Below are 14,291 nucleotides of genomic sequence, written 5' to 3' on the forward strand. Positions count from 1 at the left end.
CTTCATTACTTTTTTATAGATTCTTCCTCCATTTTATAATAGACAAATAACTGATGAATTAAGTTTTCTAAAACTTTTAGATGCAAAATTAAGTCTTTTCTAGATTTGCTATCAGCATGATGTGCGGCATCATTACCCAAATAACGAATATTATCTAACAATCCTCTTTGTTTGGTAGAAATAAATCCTTCTTTTTCAAATTGGGTTAAAATCACACCTAAATCATCAGACTTGCCAAAATACTTTATTATTTGCTCTAAAAGAGTTCTTAAACCTAAAGCAGTCAATAAAGGCATATTATTATTTAAAGCTATGATAACTTCTTCATAAGTTAAATAAATCTCTTCAGGCAGAATTTTTTCAAACTCTTTAGAAAATGCAGTTTCATCATCTCTCATTGGAAAAACACTATAAGTTGCAGCCTCATCGTAAATAGGATCACCATTCAACTCATATCCTATTTGATAAACATCTTCAGAATATAAAGTTTTGGTTTGATAACTAATAGTACCGCAATTAATACATTTTAAAATTCTATAATTGAAGTAGAAATCAATAGGACTATGATTAAAATCAGAATCAGATATATCAACTAATACTTCATGTTTGATAAGAGTCTTACATTTTATACAGAGTACTTTCTTATGAGCTATTGTATTTTTAAATTCTGAATCCTGAAAAATAGGATTTAAGGTATTTAATTTCATTATTTTTTAGGTATTAAAAAATTAAGTATATAAAAAAACCACCCTTTCGGGTGGTTTCTTCAATCTCGAACCGTCTCTTATTGAGCGCGGTTTTTGATTTTGCGGATCGTTTCCAACTGTGCAGCAGTTTCTGCAAGAGCAGCCAAAGCAGCAGCAGAGTCCAAATCGCTCTTTTGATTCGCAAGCAATGCTTCAGCGTGTTTACGCGCTTCAACAATAGCTGCTTCATCTAAGTTTTCTGCACGGACTGCAGTATCTGCAAGAACCGTAACAACATGCGGTTGAACTTCTAGAACACCACCAGATACATAGATCAACTCTTCTGTACCGTTTTCCAAAATAACGCGGATTGCGCCAGGTTGGAGCAAAGTTACCAGCGGAGCGTGACCAGGCATAATACCTAACTCACCGCCAGCACCTTTAGCAATTAGCATAGTTACAGTGCCTGAGTACAAAGACTCTTGAACACTTACAACGTCACATTGCATAGTCGCCATGAGAATCTCCTAAATTAGGGAACTAATTAAAGTTTCTCAGCTTTAGCAATCACTTCGTCAATACCACCAACCATGTAGAACGCTTGTTCTGGGATGTGATCGTATTCACCAGCTAGAAGACCTTTAAAGCCACGAATCGTTTCTTTAAGAGATACTAATTTACCAGGAGCCCCAGTAAATACTTCAGCTACGTGGAACGGTTGAGAGAAGAAACGCTGGATTTTACGCGCACGGTAAACAACCAGTTTATCTTCTTCAGCAAGCTCGTCCATACCAAGAATCGCGATGATGTCTTTAAGCTCTTTATAACGTTGCAATACGTTCTGTACAGAACGTGCAATTTCATAATGCTCTTGACCAACAACTAACGGATCTAACTGGCGTGAAGTTGAGTCTAGTGGATCGATCGCCGGGTAAATACCAGAAGATGCGATGTCACGGCTCAATACAACAGTTGCGTCCAAGTGAGCAAACGTTGTAGCAGGCGATGGATCTGTCAAGTCATCGGCAGGTACGTATACCGCTTGGATTGACGTAATAGAACCAGACTTAGTCGATGTAATACGCTCTTGAAGAACACCCATCTCTTCTGCAAGTGTAGGCTGGTAACCTACTGCAGATGGCATACGACCTAGAAGTGCTGATACTTCAGTACCCGCTAGTGTATAACGATAGATGTTATCTACGAACAATAGTACGTCACGGCCTTTACCGTTTTCGTCTTTCTCGTCACGGAAATATTCAGCCATGGTCAAACCAGTCAACGCTACGCGTAAACGGTTACCCGGTGGCTCGTTCATCTGACCGTAGACCATTGCTACTTTGTCTAGAACGTTAGAATCTTTCATTTCGTGATAGAAGTCGTTACCTTCACGAGTACGCTCACCAACACCAGCAAACACAGATAAACCTGAGTGAGCTTTCGCGATGTTGTTGATCAATTCCATCATGTTTACAGTTTTACCAACACCGGCACCACCGAACAGACCAACTTTACCACCTTTAGCGAACGGGCATAGCAAGTCGATGACTTTAATACCAGTTTCTAAAAGGTCAGTAGAAGCTGCTTGTTCTGCATAAGAAGGTGCAGAGCGGTGAATTGGTAAACGCGCTTCAGTCGCAACAGGACCAGCTTCGTCGATCGGGCGACCAAGAACGTCCATGATACGGCCTAGAGTCGCTGTACCTACAGGTACAGAAATCGGCGCACCAGTGTTAACTACGTTCAAACCACGCTTAAGGCCTTCAGTAGAACCCATTGCAATAGTACGAACTACGCCATCACCAAGCTGTTGCTGAACTTCTAAAGTAGTTTCAGTACCATCTACTTGGAGAGCGTCATAGATCTTAGGAACGCTGTTGCGTTCAAACTCGACGTCGATAACCGCGCCGATGATCTGAATGATACGACCGCTATTCATTGCTGTCTCCTCAATTCAAAATAATGTTAAACGGCAGCGGCACCACCAACGATCTCAGAAATTTCCTGAGTAATCGCGGCTTGACGCAGCTTGTTATAAATAAGTTGCAGGCTCTTAATGATCTCGCCTGCGTTGTCTGTCGCTGCTTTCATAGCGACCATACGTGCAGACTGCTCACATGCAATGTTTTCAATCACACCTTGATACACCACAGACTCGATATAGCGAACCAACAAGCCATTTAAAAGCTCTTCAGCTTCAGGCTCGTAGATATAATCCCAACCGTATTGACGGTTAAGAGTCTTGTCTTCTTCAGCAGCAGCCAAAGGAACAAGTTGTTCGATCTTTTGATTTTGAGTCATGGCATTGACAAAGCCGTTTGACACTAGATAAATACGATCTAACTCGCCTTTATCATAAGCATCCAACATCACCTGTACAGAACCAGATAACTGCTCAAGACTTGGAGTATCACCGACTTGCGTCGTCGCCCCAAGCACTTTACCGCCGTAGTTTTTAAAAAACGAAACCGCTTTTTGACCAATTAAAGCAAATTGAACTTCAATTGACTGCTCTTGTTGCTGTTGAACGTGTTTAACCACTTTCTTGAACAAGTTAATGTTCAAACCACCAGCAAGGCCACGATCTGAAGACACAATGATATAGCCAACGCGCTTAACCGGGCGTTCAACCATATAACGGTGTTTGTATTCAGGGTTCGCTTGGACCAAATGAGCAATTACACGGTGCATATTTTCGGCATACGGACGGCCTTGAGCCATGCGCTCTTGCGCACGACGCATCTTAGAAGCTGCTACCATTTGCATCGCTCGAGTAATCTTCTGCGTGCTCTTGATACTAGCTACTTTGGCGCGAATTTCTTTTAAATTTGCCATACGCTTAACCTAGTATTCGAAAGCCCTTGCGAGCTTCCGAAGGTTGATTCCGTGAACCAAACCAACACTAATCTAGCAAGTTGCTAAATTAGTAAGTTTGAGTCGCTTTAAAGCTTTCAATACCTGCTTTGATTGCAGCTTCGATGTCTTTGTTGTAATCACCAGAGGCATCGATTTGTTGCATTAACACAGCATGTTCTGAACGGAAGTAAGAAATTAACGCAGCATCAAAGTCTACGATTTTCTTAACGTCTACGTCAGCCATGTAGCCTTCGTTAGATGCATAAATTGAAACAGCCTGGTCAGCAATTGAGTATGGAGCATATTGTTTTTGCTTCATTAACTCAGTTACACGTTGACCATGTTCAAGTTGCTTACGAGTTGCTTCGTCAAGATCAGAAGCGAACTGAGCAAATGCTGCCAATTCACGGTATTGCGCCAAAGCAGTACGGATACCACCAGACAATTTCTTGATGATCTTGGTTTGCGCTGAACCACCAACACGAGATACAGAGATACCCGCGTTCACAGCAGGACGAATACCTGCGTTGAATAATGATGTTTCAAGGAAGATCTGACCATCAGTAATCGAAATTACGTTGGTTGGTACGAATGCAGATACGTCACCCGCTTGAGTTTCAATAATCGGCAATGCAGTTAATGAACCAGTTTGGCCTTTAACTTCACCGTTAGTGAATTTCTCAACGTAGTCAGCAGATACACGAGAAGCACGTTCAAGTAGACGTGAATGTAGATAGAACACGTCACCTGGATAAGCTTCACGACCTGGTGGACGGCGTAAAAGCAATGAAATTTGACGATACGCAACAGCTTGCTTAGACAAGTCATCATAAATGATTAACGCGTCTTCACCACGGTCACGGTAGTATTCACCCATTGTACAGCCAGAGTACGGAGCCAAATACAGCATTGCTGCTGGATCAGATGCACCTGCTGCGACAACAGTGGTATACGCCATAGCGCCAGTTTCTTCTAGCTTGCGTACCACGTTAGCGATAGTCGATTGTTTTTGACCGATGGCTACGTATACACATTTAATGCCAGAGTTTTTCTGAGCGATGATCGCGTCGATCGCCATTGCTGTTTTACCAGTTTGACGGTCACCAATGATCAACTCACGCTGACCACGGCCTACAGGGATCATTGTATCTACTGATTTATAACCAGTTTGTACAGGTTGATCCACTGACTGACGCCAAATTACGCCTGGTGCTACTTTTTCAACAGCATCAGTTAATTTAGCATCGATCGGGCCTTTACCATCAATCGGGTTACCCAAAGCATCGACTACACGGCCTAAAAGTTCTGGACCAACCGGAACTTCTAATACACGACCTGTGCAACGCGCTTTTTGACCTTCTTGAAGGCTTAAGTAGTTACCTAAAACAACGACGCCCACTGAATCCTGTTCTAGGTTCAGTGCCATACCATAAAGGCCGCCGTCGAATTCGATCATTTCACCGTACATTGCATCAGCAAGGCCGTGAATACGCACAATACCGTCGGAAACCATAACAATGGTTCCTTCGTTCTTAGCGGTTGCGCTGGTGTCCAGATCGCCGATACGCTGTTTAATGAGCGCACTGATCTCGGATGGATTCAGTTGTTGCATTGCGCTATACCTCAATCTTTTTAAAGTTCAGTCTTCTTATTTCTTAAGCAAGAAGACGAGTACGCATTTTCTCAAGCTTGTTAAGCGCAGAATCATCTATCACTTGGTCGCCTGCACGAATAACTACACCAGCAATAAGCTCTGGTTTCACTTCTACAGAAACACTTACTGCAGCTTCGAATTTCTTCTCTAATGCATGCGTCAGTAATTGTTCCTGAACAGAAGTTAATGGGAATGCTGATTCAATCACAACATCCACAGTATTGTTATTCTGTGATTTGAGCTGTTCATATTCTGCAGCAATTTCAGGAAGAAGCGTCAAACGGTTGTTTTCAGCAAGCAATGTCAGGAAGTTAGACACTGCTGCAGTTTGGTCTTCACCTAAAACTTTGGCAAAAAGAGACACCTGCTCAGCAGGTGTAAGCTCCGGGCGATTTAGATAAGCTGAAAATGCTTCGTCTTGCACCGCAGCACTGAGCAATTCAAGTGCAGTTGACCAAGAGTCAGTTGCACCCTGCTCAGAAGCGTAAGCAAATGCTGCTTTTGCATAAGGGCGTGCTAACGTCAAGAGTTCAGCCATAATCTGCCTCTCTTAAAGTTTAGCAGCCAGCTGAGTCAGCATGGCATTGTGAGCTTCTGCATCAACTTGCTGGCTAAGAATTTTCTCAGCACCAGTCACTGCAAGAGCAGCCACTTGTTGACGCAATTCTTCGCGAGCAGAATTGATTTCGGTATCAACAGCTTCTTTCGCTTGTTGACGAATACGCTCACCTTCAGCAGATGCTTGAGTACGCGCTTCTTCTACCAACTGTGCTGCACGACGGTTCGCTTGTTCGATCAATTGAGCCGCTTGTGCTTTTGCCGTGTCCAGTTCAGCTTTCACTTGTGCTTGCGCATCTGCAAGGTCAGCTTTCGCTTTTTCAGCAGCATTTAAGCCATCAGCGATACGACGCTGACGTTCACTAATCGCATTGATTAGTGGTGGCCATACAAACTTCATGCAGAACGCGACAAAAATCGCAAACGCAATCGCTTGGCCAAACAATGTGAGGTTGATATTCATTGCAAATTCCTCAAATAGTGAATTTCGGAATTAAGCTGATTAACCTACAAATGGATTAGCGAAGATGAAGAACAAGCCAATACCAACACCGATCATAGGCACAGCATCAAGAAGACCTGCGATTAAGAACATACGAGTTTGAAGTTGCGGAGCCAATTCTGGTTGACGAGCAACAGCTTCAAGGAAACGGCCGCCTAGAAGACCAAAACCAATCGCAGTACCTAAAGCACCGAAAGCGATCAAGATAGCAGATGCAATTGCAACTAGACCTAAAGTGAGTTCCATGATAATTCCTCAGAGGTTAGGTTTTATACCAAATTAAGTTAAAAAATTGTGTGCCCAACCATCCGTTGACAGTTAGGCAATACCATTAATGCTTTTCGCTTGCCATACTCATGTACACGATAGTCAACATCATGAAAATGAATGCTTGTAGCGTAATAATCAAAATGTGGAAAATCGCCCAAGGCACAGACAACGCCCACTGGATCCAGAACGGTAATAACGCGATAAGAATGAAGATTAACTCACCCGCATACATGTTACCGAACAGTCGTAGAGCCAATGAAACTGGTCGCGCCAAGAAAGTGGTCAATTCCAACAATAAGTTGAATGGAATCAAAAGCACTTTAGCAACTGGGTTACTTGGGTTAAATGGGTTAAGTGCTAACTCACCAACGAAGCCGCCAACACCTTTCTCACGAATACTATAGAAAATGATCAAGAAGAATACAGAAATAGACATACCGAGGGTAACGTTTGGATCTGTAGTCGGAACAATTTTAAAGTAAACCTGATGAGGGTCTACACCCAGCATAGAAGCAATCGCGTGTTGAGCTACATAAGGAATAAAGTCAACAGGGATCAAATCCATCAAGTTCATGAGGAAAATCCACACGAAAATGGTTAAAGCTAAGGGTGCAATTAATCGAGACTTCCCGTGGAAGGTATCACGTACACTTGAATCTACAAACTCGATAATCATTTCAATTGCAGACTGGAACTTGGTAGGAACACCAGCATTAGCCGCTTTCGCAACCAACCAGAATAACAAACAGAAAATCAGACCCAGTCCGATAGACCAACCCATTGAATCCAAGTGAATAGCAGTGAACCCCATCTGTTGAGCTTCAGCACCGCTCTCGGCCAATTTCCATGTACCATCTGGCATTTTGCCATAAGTCATGTTGGTCAAGTGATGCTTGATATACTCGGTCGAAGTAAGGGCATGTTCTTCAGCAGCCATAAATCACACCTGGTCAATGTCAAAAAACTAATAGAACAAACGAATATCGCGTGCTGCTTGATATCTCGCCTGCTCCTGAAAAACTTTTCAATTTCTTGTTGTGTCTATACTCATTTTTGTAGACGTGACGCCCAAAACGGAGCGACCCACGACATGGCTTGAACAAGTATAAAACCACAAAACAACGCCACCGCTGACAACGGTTCGACATTGCTTAAAATTAAAATGAAACCAACAATCACAATTGCAAACTTTCCCATTAAGCCTTTATACATGTTCGAAAGAACTTGTTTAGACGCGCGGGCTCCTGCTGCTCGAAACGATTGCCACGAAAAATAACAAGTCGCGAGCCAACAAACGAGCGCACCTAATGCTGCACTCAAGGCTGCGGTTGAGTCTTTCACGACCCAGCCGATCAAGGCTGAAACAGGGATCATACAGGCTTGCAGGAGGACCAAAGCTTTCGCTAATCGTCGGTCAATCAAGCGACTAGTTCGGCTCATTATTTATTCACTCACAGCAATCATGCTTGACAAGTTTAACAGGTGATTATTTTTAATCGCAGGCATTATAGAGTTACACCCCTGAACATGCAATCTTTTCCCGACCTTAGTCGTGTTTTTTTAAATCGGGGCAATGCTGTTAAACTAATCAAAATCTGTCTATTTTTTAAATCATTAGCGTGCATTTAATACGCACTTCTGGGTTTCTGCTGCTAATTGCTGCCAGGCTTGCACAAAGTCCCCTGCCCCGCTCATGCTTTCATCGACATGCTGAAACACCACCGGTTTCAGTTTTCGGTACTGATTTTCACTGGCATGACCTTCGGCCAGAAGGCACATTTTAGGCTGTGGGCGATGATCCTGTAAGAACTTGATTTGTGCCACAGTTGGCGAGACATGTGGATCATCGGTCAGTGCGCCCATGAACTTCAGATTCAAGGGACGTTCCAGATATTGATAGGCATCATGATACGACCAGTAAGCTTTGGCTTTAGTGCTGGAACTATAACGCTGGGCCGTCGCAAACATGCTTTGCGCAAAGTCGCGTGCATTTTTCCAGTACAGTTCACGGTTCTCCGGCAATTGTTGCGAACGCAGCGCCGCAATAAAGAAGCCAATCCTTACGGCATTGTTTGGATCGAGCCAGACATGCGTATCTACCGTATTTTTTAAGGCCTCACCACGCGGGTTACGCATCGGCAATGTGGTCAAAATACCGGATTCCAAAATAGCGATACCTTTATGACTGTCATTCAGCACTTTGGCCAGCGGTGCTTCATGCGCCTGACCCAACCAGATCACCAGACCGGCATCCTGAATGATTTTACGATGTGCCGGGGTCAGACTGACATCATGTCCGCTCTGATTGGCCAGTAATAAAGTCGGCTGTTCCACGCCCTGGGTAATTTTCTTGGCAATCAGATAGATCGGCTGAGTCGAGACCACCAGACTTTGTGACCAACTGAGTGTGCTGAACAAAGCCAAAAGACCCATTGCAAGGAGACGGAACATGAGTAGAAATCACTTAAAAACGAGAAAATTAGTAAGTGTTATAATATAACAAAAATACAAAAATACCTATGCCCAATCGAAACTCTGAACGCTTCATGTTAAGATTTGAAATCTATTAATTTTCAGTTTCGCACTTGAGGTGAACTATGGGTTCTTGTTCGCACGAACACCACAACGCATTGCACGGCGTGCACGACCATCCCAATGTCGCACAACGTCTTGCTGAAGCGGAAAGTCTTTGTGCAGCAACAGGCGCACGCCTTACCCCTTTGCGTAAAGAAGTGCTGGAACTCATTTTAAATGCGACTGGCCCGATGGGGGCTTATGATTTACTGGCACAAATGAAAAATGCCAGTGATCGTCCTGCGGCGCCACCTACGGTATACCGAACCTTGGATTTTTTATTGGGTAAAGGGCTGATTCACCGCCTGACCTCGATCAATGCCTATATTCCTTGTTGCCATCCACGTGAAGGACATCAGGCGGCTTTTTTAATCTGTACTGAATGTAAAGCGGTGACAGAAGCATCAGCGCAAGGTCTGCTTGACCAACTTGATGCACTTGCAAGCTCGGATGACTTTAGCGCACATCACAGCATTATTGAAATTTCAGGAATCTGTCAGCAGTGTCGCAACAAAGCCTAAGTGCCTTCCCCCTGATTCAGCTCTCCCAGATCTGGGTCAAGATTGATGAGCGTGATATTTTAAAAGCCATTGATTTTTCATTGCAAGAAAAAGAGATTGTCACGCTAATTGGCCCGAATGGTGCAGGCAAGTCGACTTTAATTAAAGTCATGCTCGGCATCTTGAAACCGCAATCCGGTGAGATCAAAACTGCACGTAAACTGAAATTCTCTTATGTGCCGCAAAAATTCAATCCATCGCATAGTCTGCCACTGCGTGTAAAAGACTTATTGGCTTTGGAAAAATGCCCATCCAAAATCAAAACCGAAATTATTCGCGATACTGGCATTAGTAAACTGCAAGATTCCAAAGTTCAACAACTCTCAGGCGGTGAGCGTCAGCGGGTGCTCTTGGCACGGGCCTTATTACGCCAACCCGATATTCTGGTACTGGATGAACCGATGCAAGGTCTGGACATTCAATCTGAAGCTGAACTGTATGAATATGTGCGTAACTTGCCGGAAAAATATGGCTGTGCCGTATTAATGGTGTCACATGACCTGCAATGGGTGATGCAAGGTACGACTCGGGTGGTGTGCCTGAACAAGCATATCTGTTGCAGCGGCCTGCCGGAAAGCGTGCAGCAGCATCCGGAATATAAGGCAATCTTTGGCACCAACCGGGTGTTTTATCAGCATCATCATGATCATTGTGCGCATGGCGATTCTGCTACGCCGTGTCAGCATGATACGCGCCCTCATATTCACCCCGAGCCGGAAGCTTAGACCATGATGGATTGGTTACAACTCCTTTTACCTGCATGGATTATGGGCACGCTACTGGTGTTTCTGACGGCACCGCTAGGCTGCTTGATGCTGTGGCGTCGTATGTCGTTTTTTGCTGATACTATGGCACATGGTACTTTACTAGGTGTTGCGATTGCAGGCGCCTTAAGTCTACCGCTGTGGATGGGCGTGACCTTCTTGGCATTATTGCTGGTTGCCATTCTGTGGGTGCTACATGATCCCCGCCTCCCCAATGATGCCCTGCTTGCACTGTGTTCAGCGACCTTACTTTGCTCGGGTTTATTGTTTATTCAACATTTACCAAGTTTAAGACCTGAACTGCTCAGCTATTTATTCGGTGATCTACTGACCATTTCCTGGACGGACTTGCCCACGTTTGCCATTGTGATCATTCTGGCCTTAGGTGTTTTATATAAAAGCTGGCAAGCCCAGATTCAGATCGCGATTGATCCGGATATGGCGGTCAGTGAAGGGGTAAATGCCAAATGGCAACGCCTGATCTTTATGTTGCTATTGGCACTGTTTACCGTACTGGCTTTACGTGCAGTCGGTTCCCTATTGATGGGTGCATTGTTGGTTATTCCTGCTCTGACTGCTCGCCTTTTGGCAAACTCTCCACGCCAAATGGTGATCTGGGCATTCGTGATTGCACAGATTGGTGTGACAGTAGGCCTCTGGTCGAGCGCAGGCCTTAATACTTCAACTGGGCTGACCATTGTGCTGACCATGGCAGTGTTATTTGCAATGATGTTTATCTTTCAAAAATTTAAAAAGCTGAGCTAGGACATGGGGACTAAACGCTACTTTGTGAGTGCCTGTTTGCTCGGTCAAAAAGTTCGTTACGATGGCAAGGATTGCCTTGTCAAAGAAGTGCTCGAATCTTTAGTTCCAAATCAATATATCAGTCTGTGTCCTGAAATCTCAGGTGGACTACCGATTCCACGTCCACCTGCCGAAATTCAAAATGGTTCAGGCTTAGATGTACTTGCGCAAAAATCTTTAGTTATAGATATTCTAGGCAATGATGTTTCTCAAGCTTTTATACAAGGTGCATATCTCGCTTTAAAAGTTGCGCAAGACTTTCACGCCACACATGCAATTCTTAAAGCCCACAGTCCCTCTTGTGGTAGTGATTTGATTTATAACGGATCATTTTCAGGACATAAAATTCAGGGCGATGGTGTTACCGCTGCACTCTTTAAACAACATGGCATTGTTGTGATGACTGAAGATGAATTCTTGGCGCAATTATCACAGACTATTCTTTAATTTATAAAAGCGAAATTCAGGATTAAACAGCCCAATCAAAAATAAAATCGTGAATGCAATCCAAAAGAACCACGCCATCATAATTACCTGATCTTTCGTCCATTCTTCAGATTGAGATATGTTAAACACAAACCATGTTTTCCAGCCTCTAATATATGCTGCCCCGCCCCACGAAATAATCCACTTGGTTAAAATGCAGTGTAAGACATAGATCAAAATCCATAATGGCGTTGACATGCTGCTTTGCCTATTGTTGTTTTCATGCGATCAAACTAGATGAAATACGCTTAAAAATCAATTAATAGACTTAAAAATGTATTCCATACTGTTATTGATGTACCAAACTCAACAAACTAGCAGCACAACCGAATAATACGGCAAATGTACGATTTAGAATTTTCTGTTGTTTTGGTGACTTGAGCAATCGTAAAACTTTTGCAGCAAGCCCCGTGTAGCCCGCCATCACAATCAGATCAATCGTGATCATGGTCAGCGCCATAATCACATACTGAATCCATTGTGGTTTGGATAAATCCAGAAATTGTGGCAATACAGCCAGTAAAAATACAATGGCTTTGGGGTTACTCATATTCACCAAGAAACCATATAAAACCAGTTTCCCCGCAGACTTACGTGCCAATTCATGTTTAATTTCAATGGATTGTAGTGGCGCTTTCCACTGTAAAATAGCCAAATATAATAAATAGCCCACACCAAACCATTTCACCACCAAAAATGCCCATGGCGTGGTCGCAAACAGCACCCCCACTCCGGCTGCCACCACTGCAATCTGCACCAGTAATGCCAGTTGCAGACCCAGTGCATTCCAGTAGCCATGTCGAAAACCATAATTCAGCCCACTCGACATCGAGGCAATTGCTCCTGCACCGGGTGAAACACTAATCACCCAACAGGCCAGCATATAGGCAAACCACATTTGGTAGGACATGAACATTCAACTCTGGAAAACTTGCACAATATTATAGGACTTATCCAATAGGTTCAGGCTAAAAAATTGCTTAAATATAAGGCGCTGCACTGTTCACTCTGCAGAGCTTCAGGCACAATATGTGCATTAAAAAACAGGATTTATCATTACAGGAGCCATGAATGACAGCCCAATCGGTAATCTTGCCCCTCCCCTCAGATCATGCTCGCTTTATTGTATTGCGTCTTAAAGACTTAAATATTGAAGCACTCAAAGAAAAATTAGAACATCTTTTTACTTCTCGTGATCGTCTGATTACGCAACATCCTCAAGCACAAATTAAAACAGCGGTCGCTTTTGGTCCTGAGCTTTGGTCAAGACTTTATTCACAAAGCCCTGCGGGTTTCAAACAGCTTGAACCGATTCAGGGTTCATTTGCAATGCCGGTTGTTCCGGCAGATATTCTGATTCATATTGCCAGTGCACGGGCGGATATCTGTTTTGCTTTAAGTCAGGCTTTTTTTGAAGGGATTCAGGATCAGGTTGAAGTTCTGGATGAACGTGTCTGCTTCCGCTATTTTGATGGCCGTGATGTGACAGGCTTTATTGATGGCACTGAAAATCCGCAATTCCCAGATGATCGTGCTGAGGTGGCATTACTCGGTGAAGATACGGGCATTTTCCAAGATAGTTCATTTATTTTTGCCCAGCGTTATGCGCATGATCTGGAAAAGTGGAAAAAGCTGAAAGTCGATACTCAAGAGCAAGTGATGGGTCGTACCAAACTGGAATCGATTGAACTGGAGGATGAGGTTAAACCGGCAAATGCTCACGTTGCACGTACTGTAGTGGAAGATGAAGAAGGCGAAGAAATGGAGATTCTCCGTCATTCTTTGCCTTATGGTGATGGCCGTGGTGACCAAGGTCTATTCTTCATTGCCTATACCAAAGATTTAACTATTATTGATGCCATGTTAGAGCGTATGTTTGGTACGTCTGGCGATGGAATCCATGACCGCTTGCTACACTTCGTCACTCCCCTGGATGGAGCATATTACTTTGCACCGAGTGAAGAGTTGTTGGAAGAAGTTTTGGAAGGGTGAAGTTAAAAAAGATTGCTACATTAATGATGTAGCAATCTAGTAACTTATTTTTTCAGTAATTTCTTAGAATTTATATTTTCACAACCTAATGTATAGAATAAACATTTTAATTCTAAATTCAATACTAATTTATAATTATTAATTTTACCGTTACCTTCGCTAATATCCGCCTCATATAGATATTCTCTTTCTTTGACAAAATAAGAAAAATTATCACCAGCCAATATATTTAAATAATTACTTTCTAAACTCTTAGATGAAGAATCTACTACTGGAACCTCGACTACTAAATTTGATAATTTATTATATATAAATATATTAGAACTAAATTTTTTATAAGCTCTTTTCACATAATCTATTTCACTAAATTCTCTTGTTCGAAAAGCTACTATTTTTTCATCTTGATATAGTATCTTTAAATCGACACTAGATTTTAAAGGCACTGTACTTTGGAACAAAGTATATTCTATTTGATTATTAAAGACCTCAACACCATAACTTTTAATAATATAATTTCCACCAGAATATTTTTTATTTTTATTACCGTAATCAACCAAACCTAACTTTAAGTTTTCATTTAATTGA

General features: G+C 42.8%; 18 protein-coding genes. 5 read left to right on the forward strand and 13 right to left on the reverse strand.

From position 1 onward, the window contains the following. Positions 1 to 5 precede the first annotated feature (5 nt). From LOZ91_RS14215 to LOZ91_RS14265, 11 genes are all read right to left on the reverse strand, one after another. Entirely contained in the window at positions 6 to 707 is a 702-nt protein-coding gene (locus tag LOZ91_RS14215) for a DUF4145 domain-containing protein (RefSeq protein ID WP_244783449.1), read from the reverse strand. 77 nt (positions 708 to 784) lie between these two features. Continuing rightward, complete coding sequence (locus tag LOZ91_RS14220; protein WP_100329708.1) at positions 785 to 1,204, reverse strand: F0F1 ATP synthase subunit epsilon; 420 nt, start codon at positions 1,202 to 1,204, stop codon at positions 785 to 787. A 26-nt stretch (positions 1,205 to 1,230) separates the two neighbouring features. Continuing rightward, the gene (atpD, locus tag LOZ91_RS14225; protein WP_004280997.1) at positions 1,231 to 2,625 is read right to left on the reverse strand and encodes a F0F1 ATP synthase subunit beta; all 1,395 of its coding nucleotides are present in this window, start codon (positions 2,623 to 2,625) and stop codon (positions 1,231 to 1,233) included. 26 nt (positions 2,626 to 2,651) lie between these two features. Continuing rightward, on the reverse strand, positions 2,652 to 3,521 hold the full coding sequence (gene atpG / locus LOZ91_RS14230; RefSeq protein ID WP_004280996.1) for a F0F1 ATP synthase subunit gamma: 870 nt from the start codon (positions 3,519 to 3,521) through the stop codon (positions 2,652 to 2,654). Positions 3,522 to 3,609: 88 nt separating this feature from the next. Beyond that, a complete protein-coding gene (atpA, locus tag LOZ91_RS14235; protein WP_244783450.1) occupies positions 3,610 to 5,154 on the reverse strand; it encodes a F0F1 ATP synthase subunit alpha in 1,545 nt (514 codons plus the stop codon). A gap of 43 nt (positions 5,155 to 5,197) precedes the next feature. Then, positions 5,198 to 5,734 carry a F0F1 ATP synthase subunit delta gene (locus LOZ91_RS14240; RefSeq protein ID WP_005173826.1) on the reverse strand — a complete coding sequence of 179 codons (537 nt, stop codon included), beginning with the start codon at positions 5,732 to 5,734 and terminating at the stop codon, positions 5,198 to 5,200. Positions 5,735 to 5,746: 12 nt separating this feature from the next. Then, positions 5,747 to 6,217 carry a F0F1 ATP synthase subunit B gene (locus LOZ91_RS14245; RefSeq protein WP_005173825.1) on the reverse strand — a complete coding sequence of 157 codons (471 nt, stop codon included), beginning with the start codon at positions 6,215 to 6,217 and terminating at the stop codon, positions 5,747 to 5,749. A 39-nt stretch (positions 6,218 to 6,256) separates the two neighbouring features. Continuing rightward, the gene (gene atpE / locus LOZ91_RS14250; protein WP_000424060.1) at positions 6,257 to 6,502 is read right to left on the reverse strand and encodes a F0F1 ATP synthase subunit C; all 246 of its coding nucleotides are present in this window, start codon (positions 6,500 to 6,502) and stop codon (positions 6,257 to 6,259) included. A gap of 85 nt (positions 6,503 to 6,587) precedes the next feature. After that, positions 6,588 to 7,463 (reverse strand): F0F1 ATP synthase subunit A, encoded by an 876-nt coding sequence (gene atpB / locus LOZ91_RS14255; protein ID WP_005094552.1) that lies wholly within the window; start codon positions 7,461 to 7,463, stop codon positions 6,588 to 6,590. Positions 7,464 to 7,573: 110 nt separating this feature from the next. Continuing rightward, on the reverse strand, positions 7,574 to 7,966 hold the full coding sequence (locus LOZ91_RS14260) for an ATP synthase subunit I (RefSeq protein ID WP_005173819.1): 393 nt from the start codon (positions 7,964 to 7,966) through the stop codon (positions 7,574 to 7,576). 174 nt (positions 7,967 to 8,140) lie between these two features. Further along, positions 8,141 to 8,977, reverse strand: a complete 837-nt coding sequence (locus LOZ91_RS14265; protein WP_100329707.1) for a zinc ABC transporter substrate-binding protein — start codon at positions 8,975 to 8,977, stop codon at positions 8,141 to 8,143. A gap of 146 nt (positions 8,978 to 9,123) precedes the next feature. Between LOZ91_RS14265 and LOZ91_RS14270 the strand changes: the two genes are divergently transcribed. From LOZ91_RS14270 to LOZ91_RS14285, 4 genes are read left to right on the forward strand one after another with little or no spacing between them, the layout of a single operon-like run. Further along, positions 9,124 to 9,621, forward strand: a complete 498-nt coding sequence (locus tag LOZ91_RS14270) for a transcriptional repressor (protein WP_005173814.1) — start codon at positions 9,124 to 9,126, stop codon at positions 9,619 to 9,621. Beyond that, entirely contained in the window at positions 9,603 to 10,385 is a 783-nt protein-coding gene (gene znuC / locus LOZ91_RS14275; protein WP_244783451.1) for a zinc ABC transporter ATP-binding protein ZnuC, read from the forward strand. Before LOZ91_RS14270 ends, znuC begins: the two co-directional genes overlap by 19 nt. Positions 10,386 to 10,388: 3 nt before the next feature. Beyond that, complete coding sequence (gene znuB, locus LOZ91_RS14280; protein WP_100329705.1) at positions 10,389 to 11,189, forward strand: zinc ABC transporter permease subunit ZnuB; 801 nt, start codon at positions 10,389 to 10,391, stop codon at positions 11,187 to 11,189. A 3-nt stretch (positions 11,190 to 11,192) separates the two neighbouring features. Next, a complete protein-coding gene (locus LOZ91_RS14285; protein WP_005094567.1) occupies positions 11,193 to 11,675 on the forward strand; it encodes a DUF523 domain-containing protein in 483 nt (160 codons plus the stop codon). A gap of 328 nt (positions 11,676 to 12,003) precedes the next feature. On the opposite strand, the gene LOZ91_RS14290 is transcribed toward LOZ91_RS14285, so the two are convergent. Then, positions 12,004 to 12,624, reverse strand: a complete 621-nt coding sequence (locus tag LOZ91_RS14290; protein ID WP_180083381.1) for a LysE family transporter — start codon at positions 12,622 to 12,624, stop codon at positions 12,004 to 12,006. A gap of 161 nt (positions 12,625 to 12,785) precedes the next feature. On the opposite strand from LOZ91_RS14290, the gene LOZ91_RS14295 reads away from it, so the two are divergent. After that, on the forward strand, positions 12,786 to 13,706 hold the full coding sequence (locus LOZ91_RS14295; RefSeq protein WP_180001340.1) for a Dyp-type peroxidase: 921 nt from the start codon (positions 12,786 to 12,788) through the stop codon (positions 13,704 to 13,706). Between the two features lie 44 nt (positions 13,707 to 13,750). On the opposite strand, the gene LOZ91_RS14300 is transcribed toward LOZ91_RS14295, so the two are convergent. Further along, on the reverse strand, positions 13,751 to 14,291 hold a 541-nt coding region (locus LOZ91_RS14300), incomplete at its 5' end, for a hypothetical protein (RefSeq protein ID WP_244783452.1).

This window comes from Acinetobacter sp. F-1, assembly GCF_022869025.1.
In the GTDB taxonomy this organism is placed as follows: domain Bacteria; phylum Pseudomonadota; class Gammaproteobacteria; order Pseudomonadales; family Moraxellaceae; genus Acinetobacter; species Acinetobacter pseudolwoffii.

Coding starts and splice junctions, on each gene's coding strand:
- atpA (WP_244783450.1), bottom strand. CDS start 5,154: ATGCAACAACTGAATCCATCCGAGATCAGTGCGCTCATTAAACAGCGT.
- LOZ91_RS14265 (WP_100329707.1), bottom strand. CDS start 8,977: ATGTTCCGTCTCCTTGCAATGGGTCTTTTGGCTTTGTTCAGCACACTC.
- atpG (WP_004280996.1), bottom strand. CDS start 3,521: ATGGCAAATTTAAAAGAAATTCGCGCCAAAGTAGCTAGTATCAAGAGC.
- LOZ91_RS14270 (WP_005173814.1), top strand. CDS start 9,124: ATGGGTTCTTGTTCGCACGAACACCACAACGCATTGCACGGCGTGCAC.
- LOZ91_RS14240 (WP_005173826.1), bottom strand. CDS start 5,734: ATGGCTGAACTCTTGACGTTAGCACGCCCTTATGCAAAAGCAGCATTT.
- LOZ91_RS14215 (WP_244783449.1), bottom strand. CDS start 707: ATGAAATTAAATACCTTAAATCCTATTTTTCAGGATTCAGAATTTAAA.
- LOZ91_RS14290 (WP_180083381.1), bottom strand. CDS start 12,624: ATGTCCTACCAAATGTGGTTTGCCTATATGCTGGCCTGTTGGGTGATT.
- LOZ91_RS14285 (WP_005094567.1), top strand. CDS start 11,193: ATGGGGACTAAACGCTACTTTGTGAGTGCCTGTTTGCTCGGTCAAAAA.
- LOZ91_RS14245 (WP_005173825.1), bottom strand. CDS start 6,217: ATGAATATCAACCTCACATTGTTTGGCCAAGCGATTGCGTTTGCGATT.
- atpD (WP_004280997.1), bottom strand. CDS start 2,625: ATGAATAGCGGTCGTATCATTCAGATCATCGGCGCGGTTATCGACGTC.
- znuB (WP_100329705.1), top strand. CDS start 10,389: ATGATGGATTGGTTACAACTCCTTTTACCTGCATGGATTATGGGCACG.
- atpE (WP_000424060.1), bottom strand. CDS start 6,502: ATGGAACTCACTTTAGGTCTAGTTGCAATTGCATCTGCTATCTTGATC.
- LOZ91_RS14295 (WP_180001340.1), top strand. CDS start 12,786: ATGACAGCCCAATCGGTAATCTTGCCCCTCCCCTCAGATCATGCTCGC.
- LOZ91_RS14220 (WP_100329708.1), bottom strand. CDS start 1,204: ATGGCGACTATGCAATGTGACGTTGTAAGTGTTCAAGAGTCTTTGTAC.
- LOZ91_RS14260 (WP_005173819.1), bottom strand. CDS start 7,966: ATGAGCCGAACTAGTCGCTTGATTGACCGACGATTAGCGAAAGCTTTG.
- atpB (WP_005094552.1), bottom strand. CDS start 7,463: ATGGCTGCTGAAGAACATGCCCTTACTTCGACCGAGTATATCAAGCAT.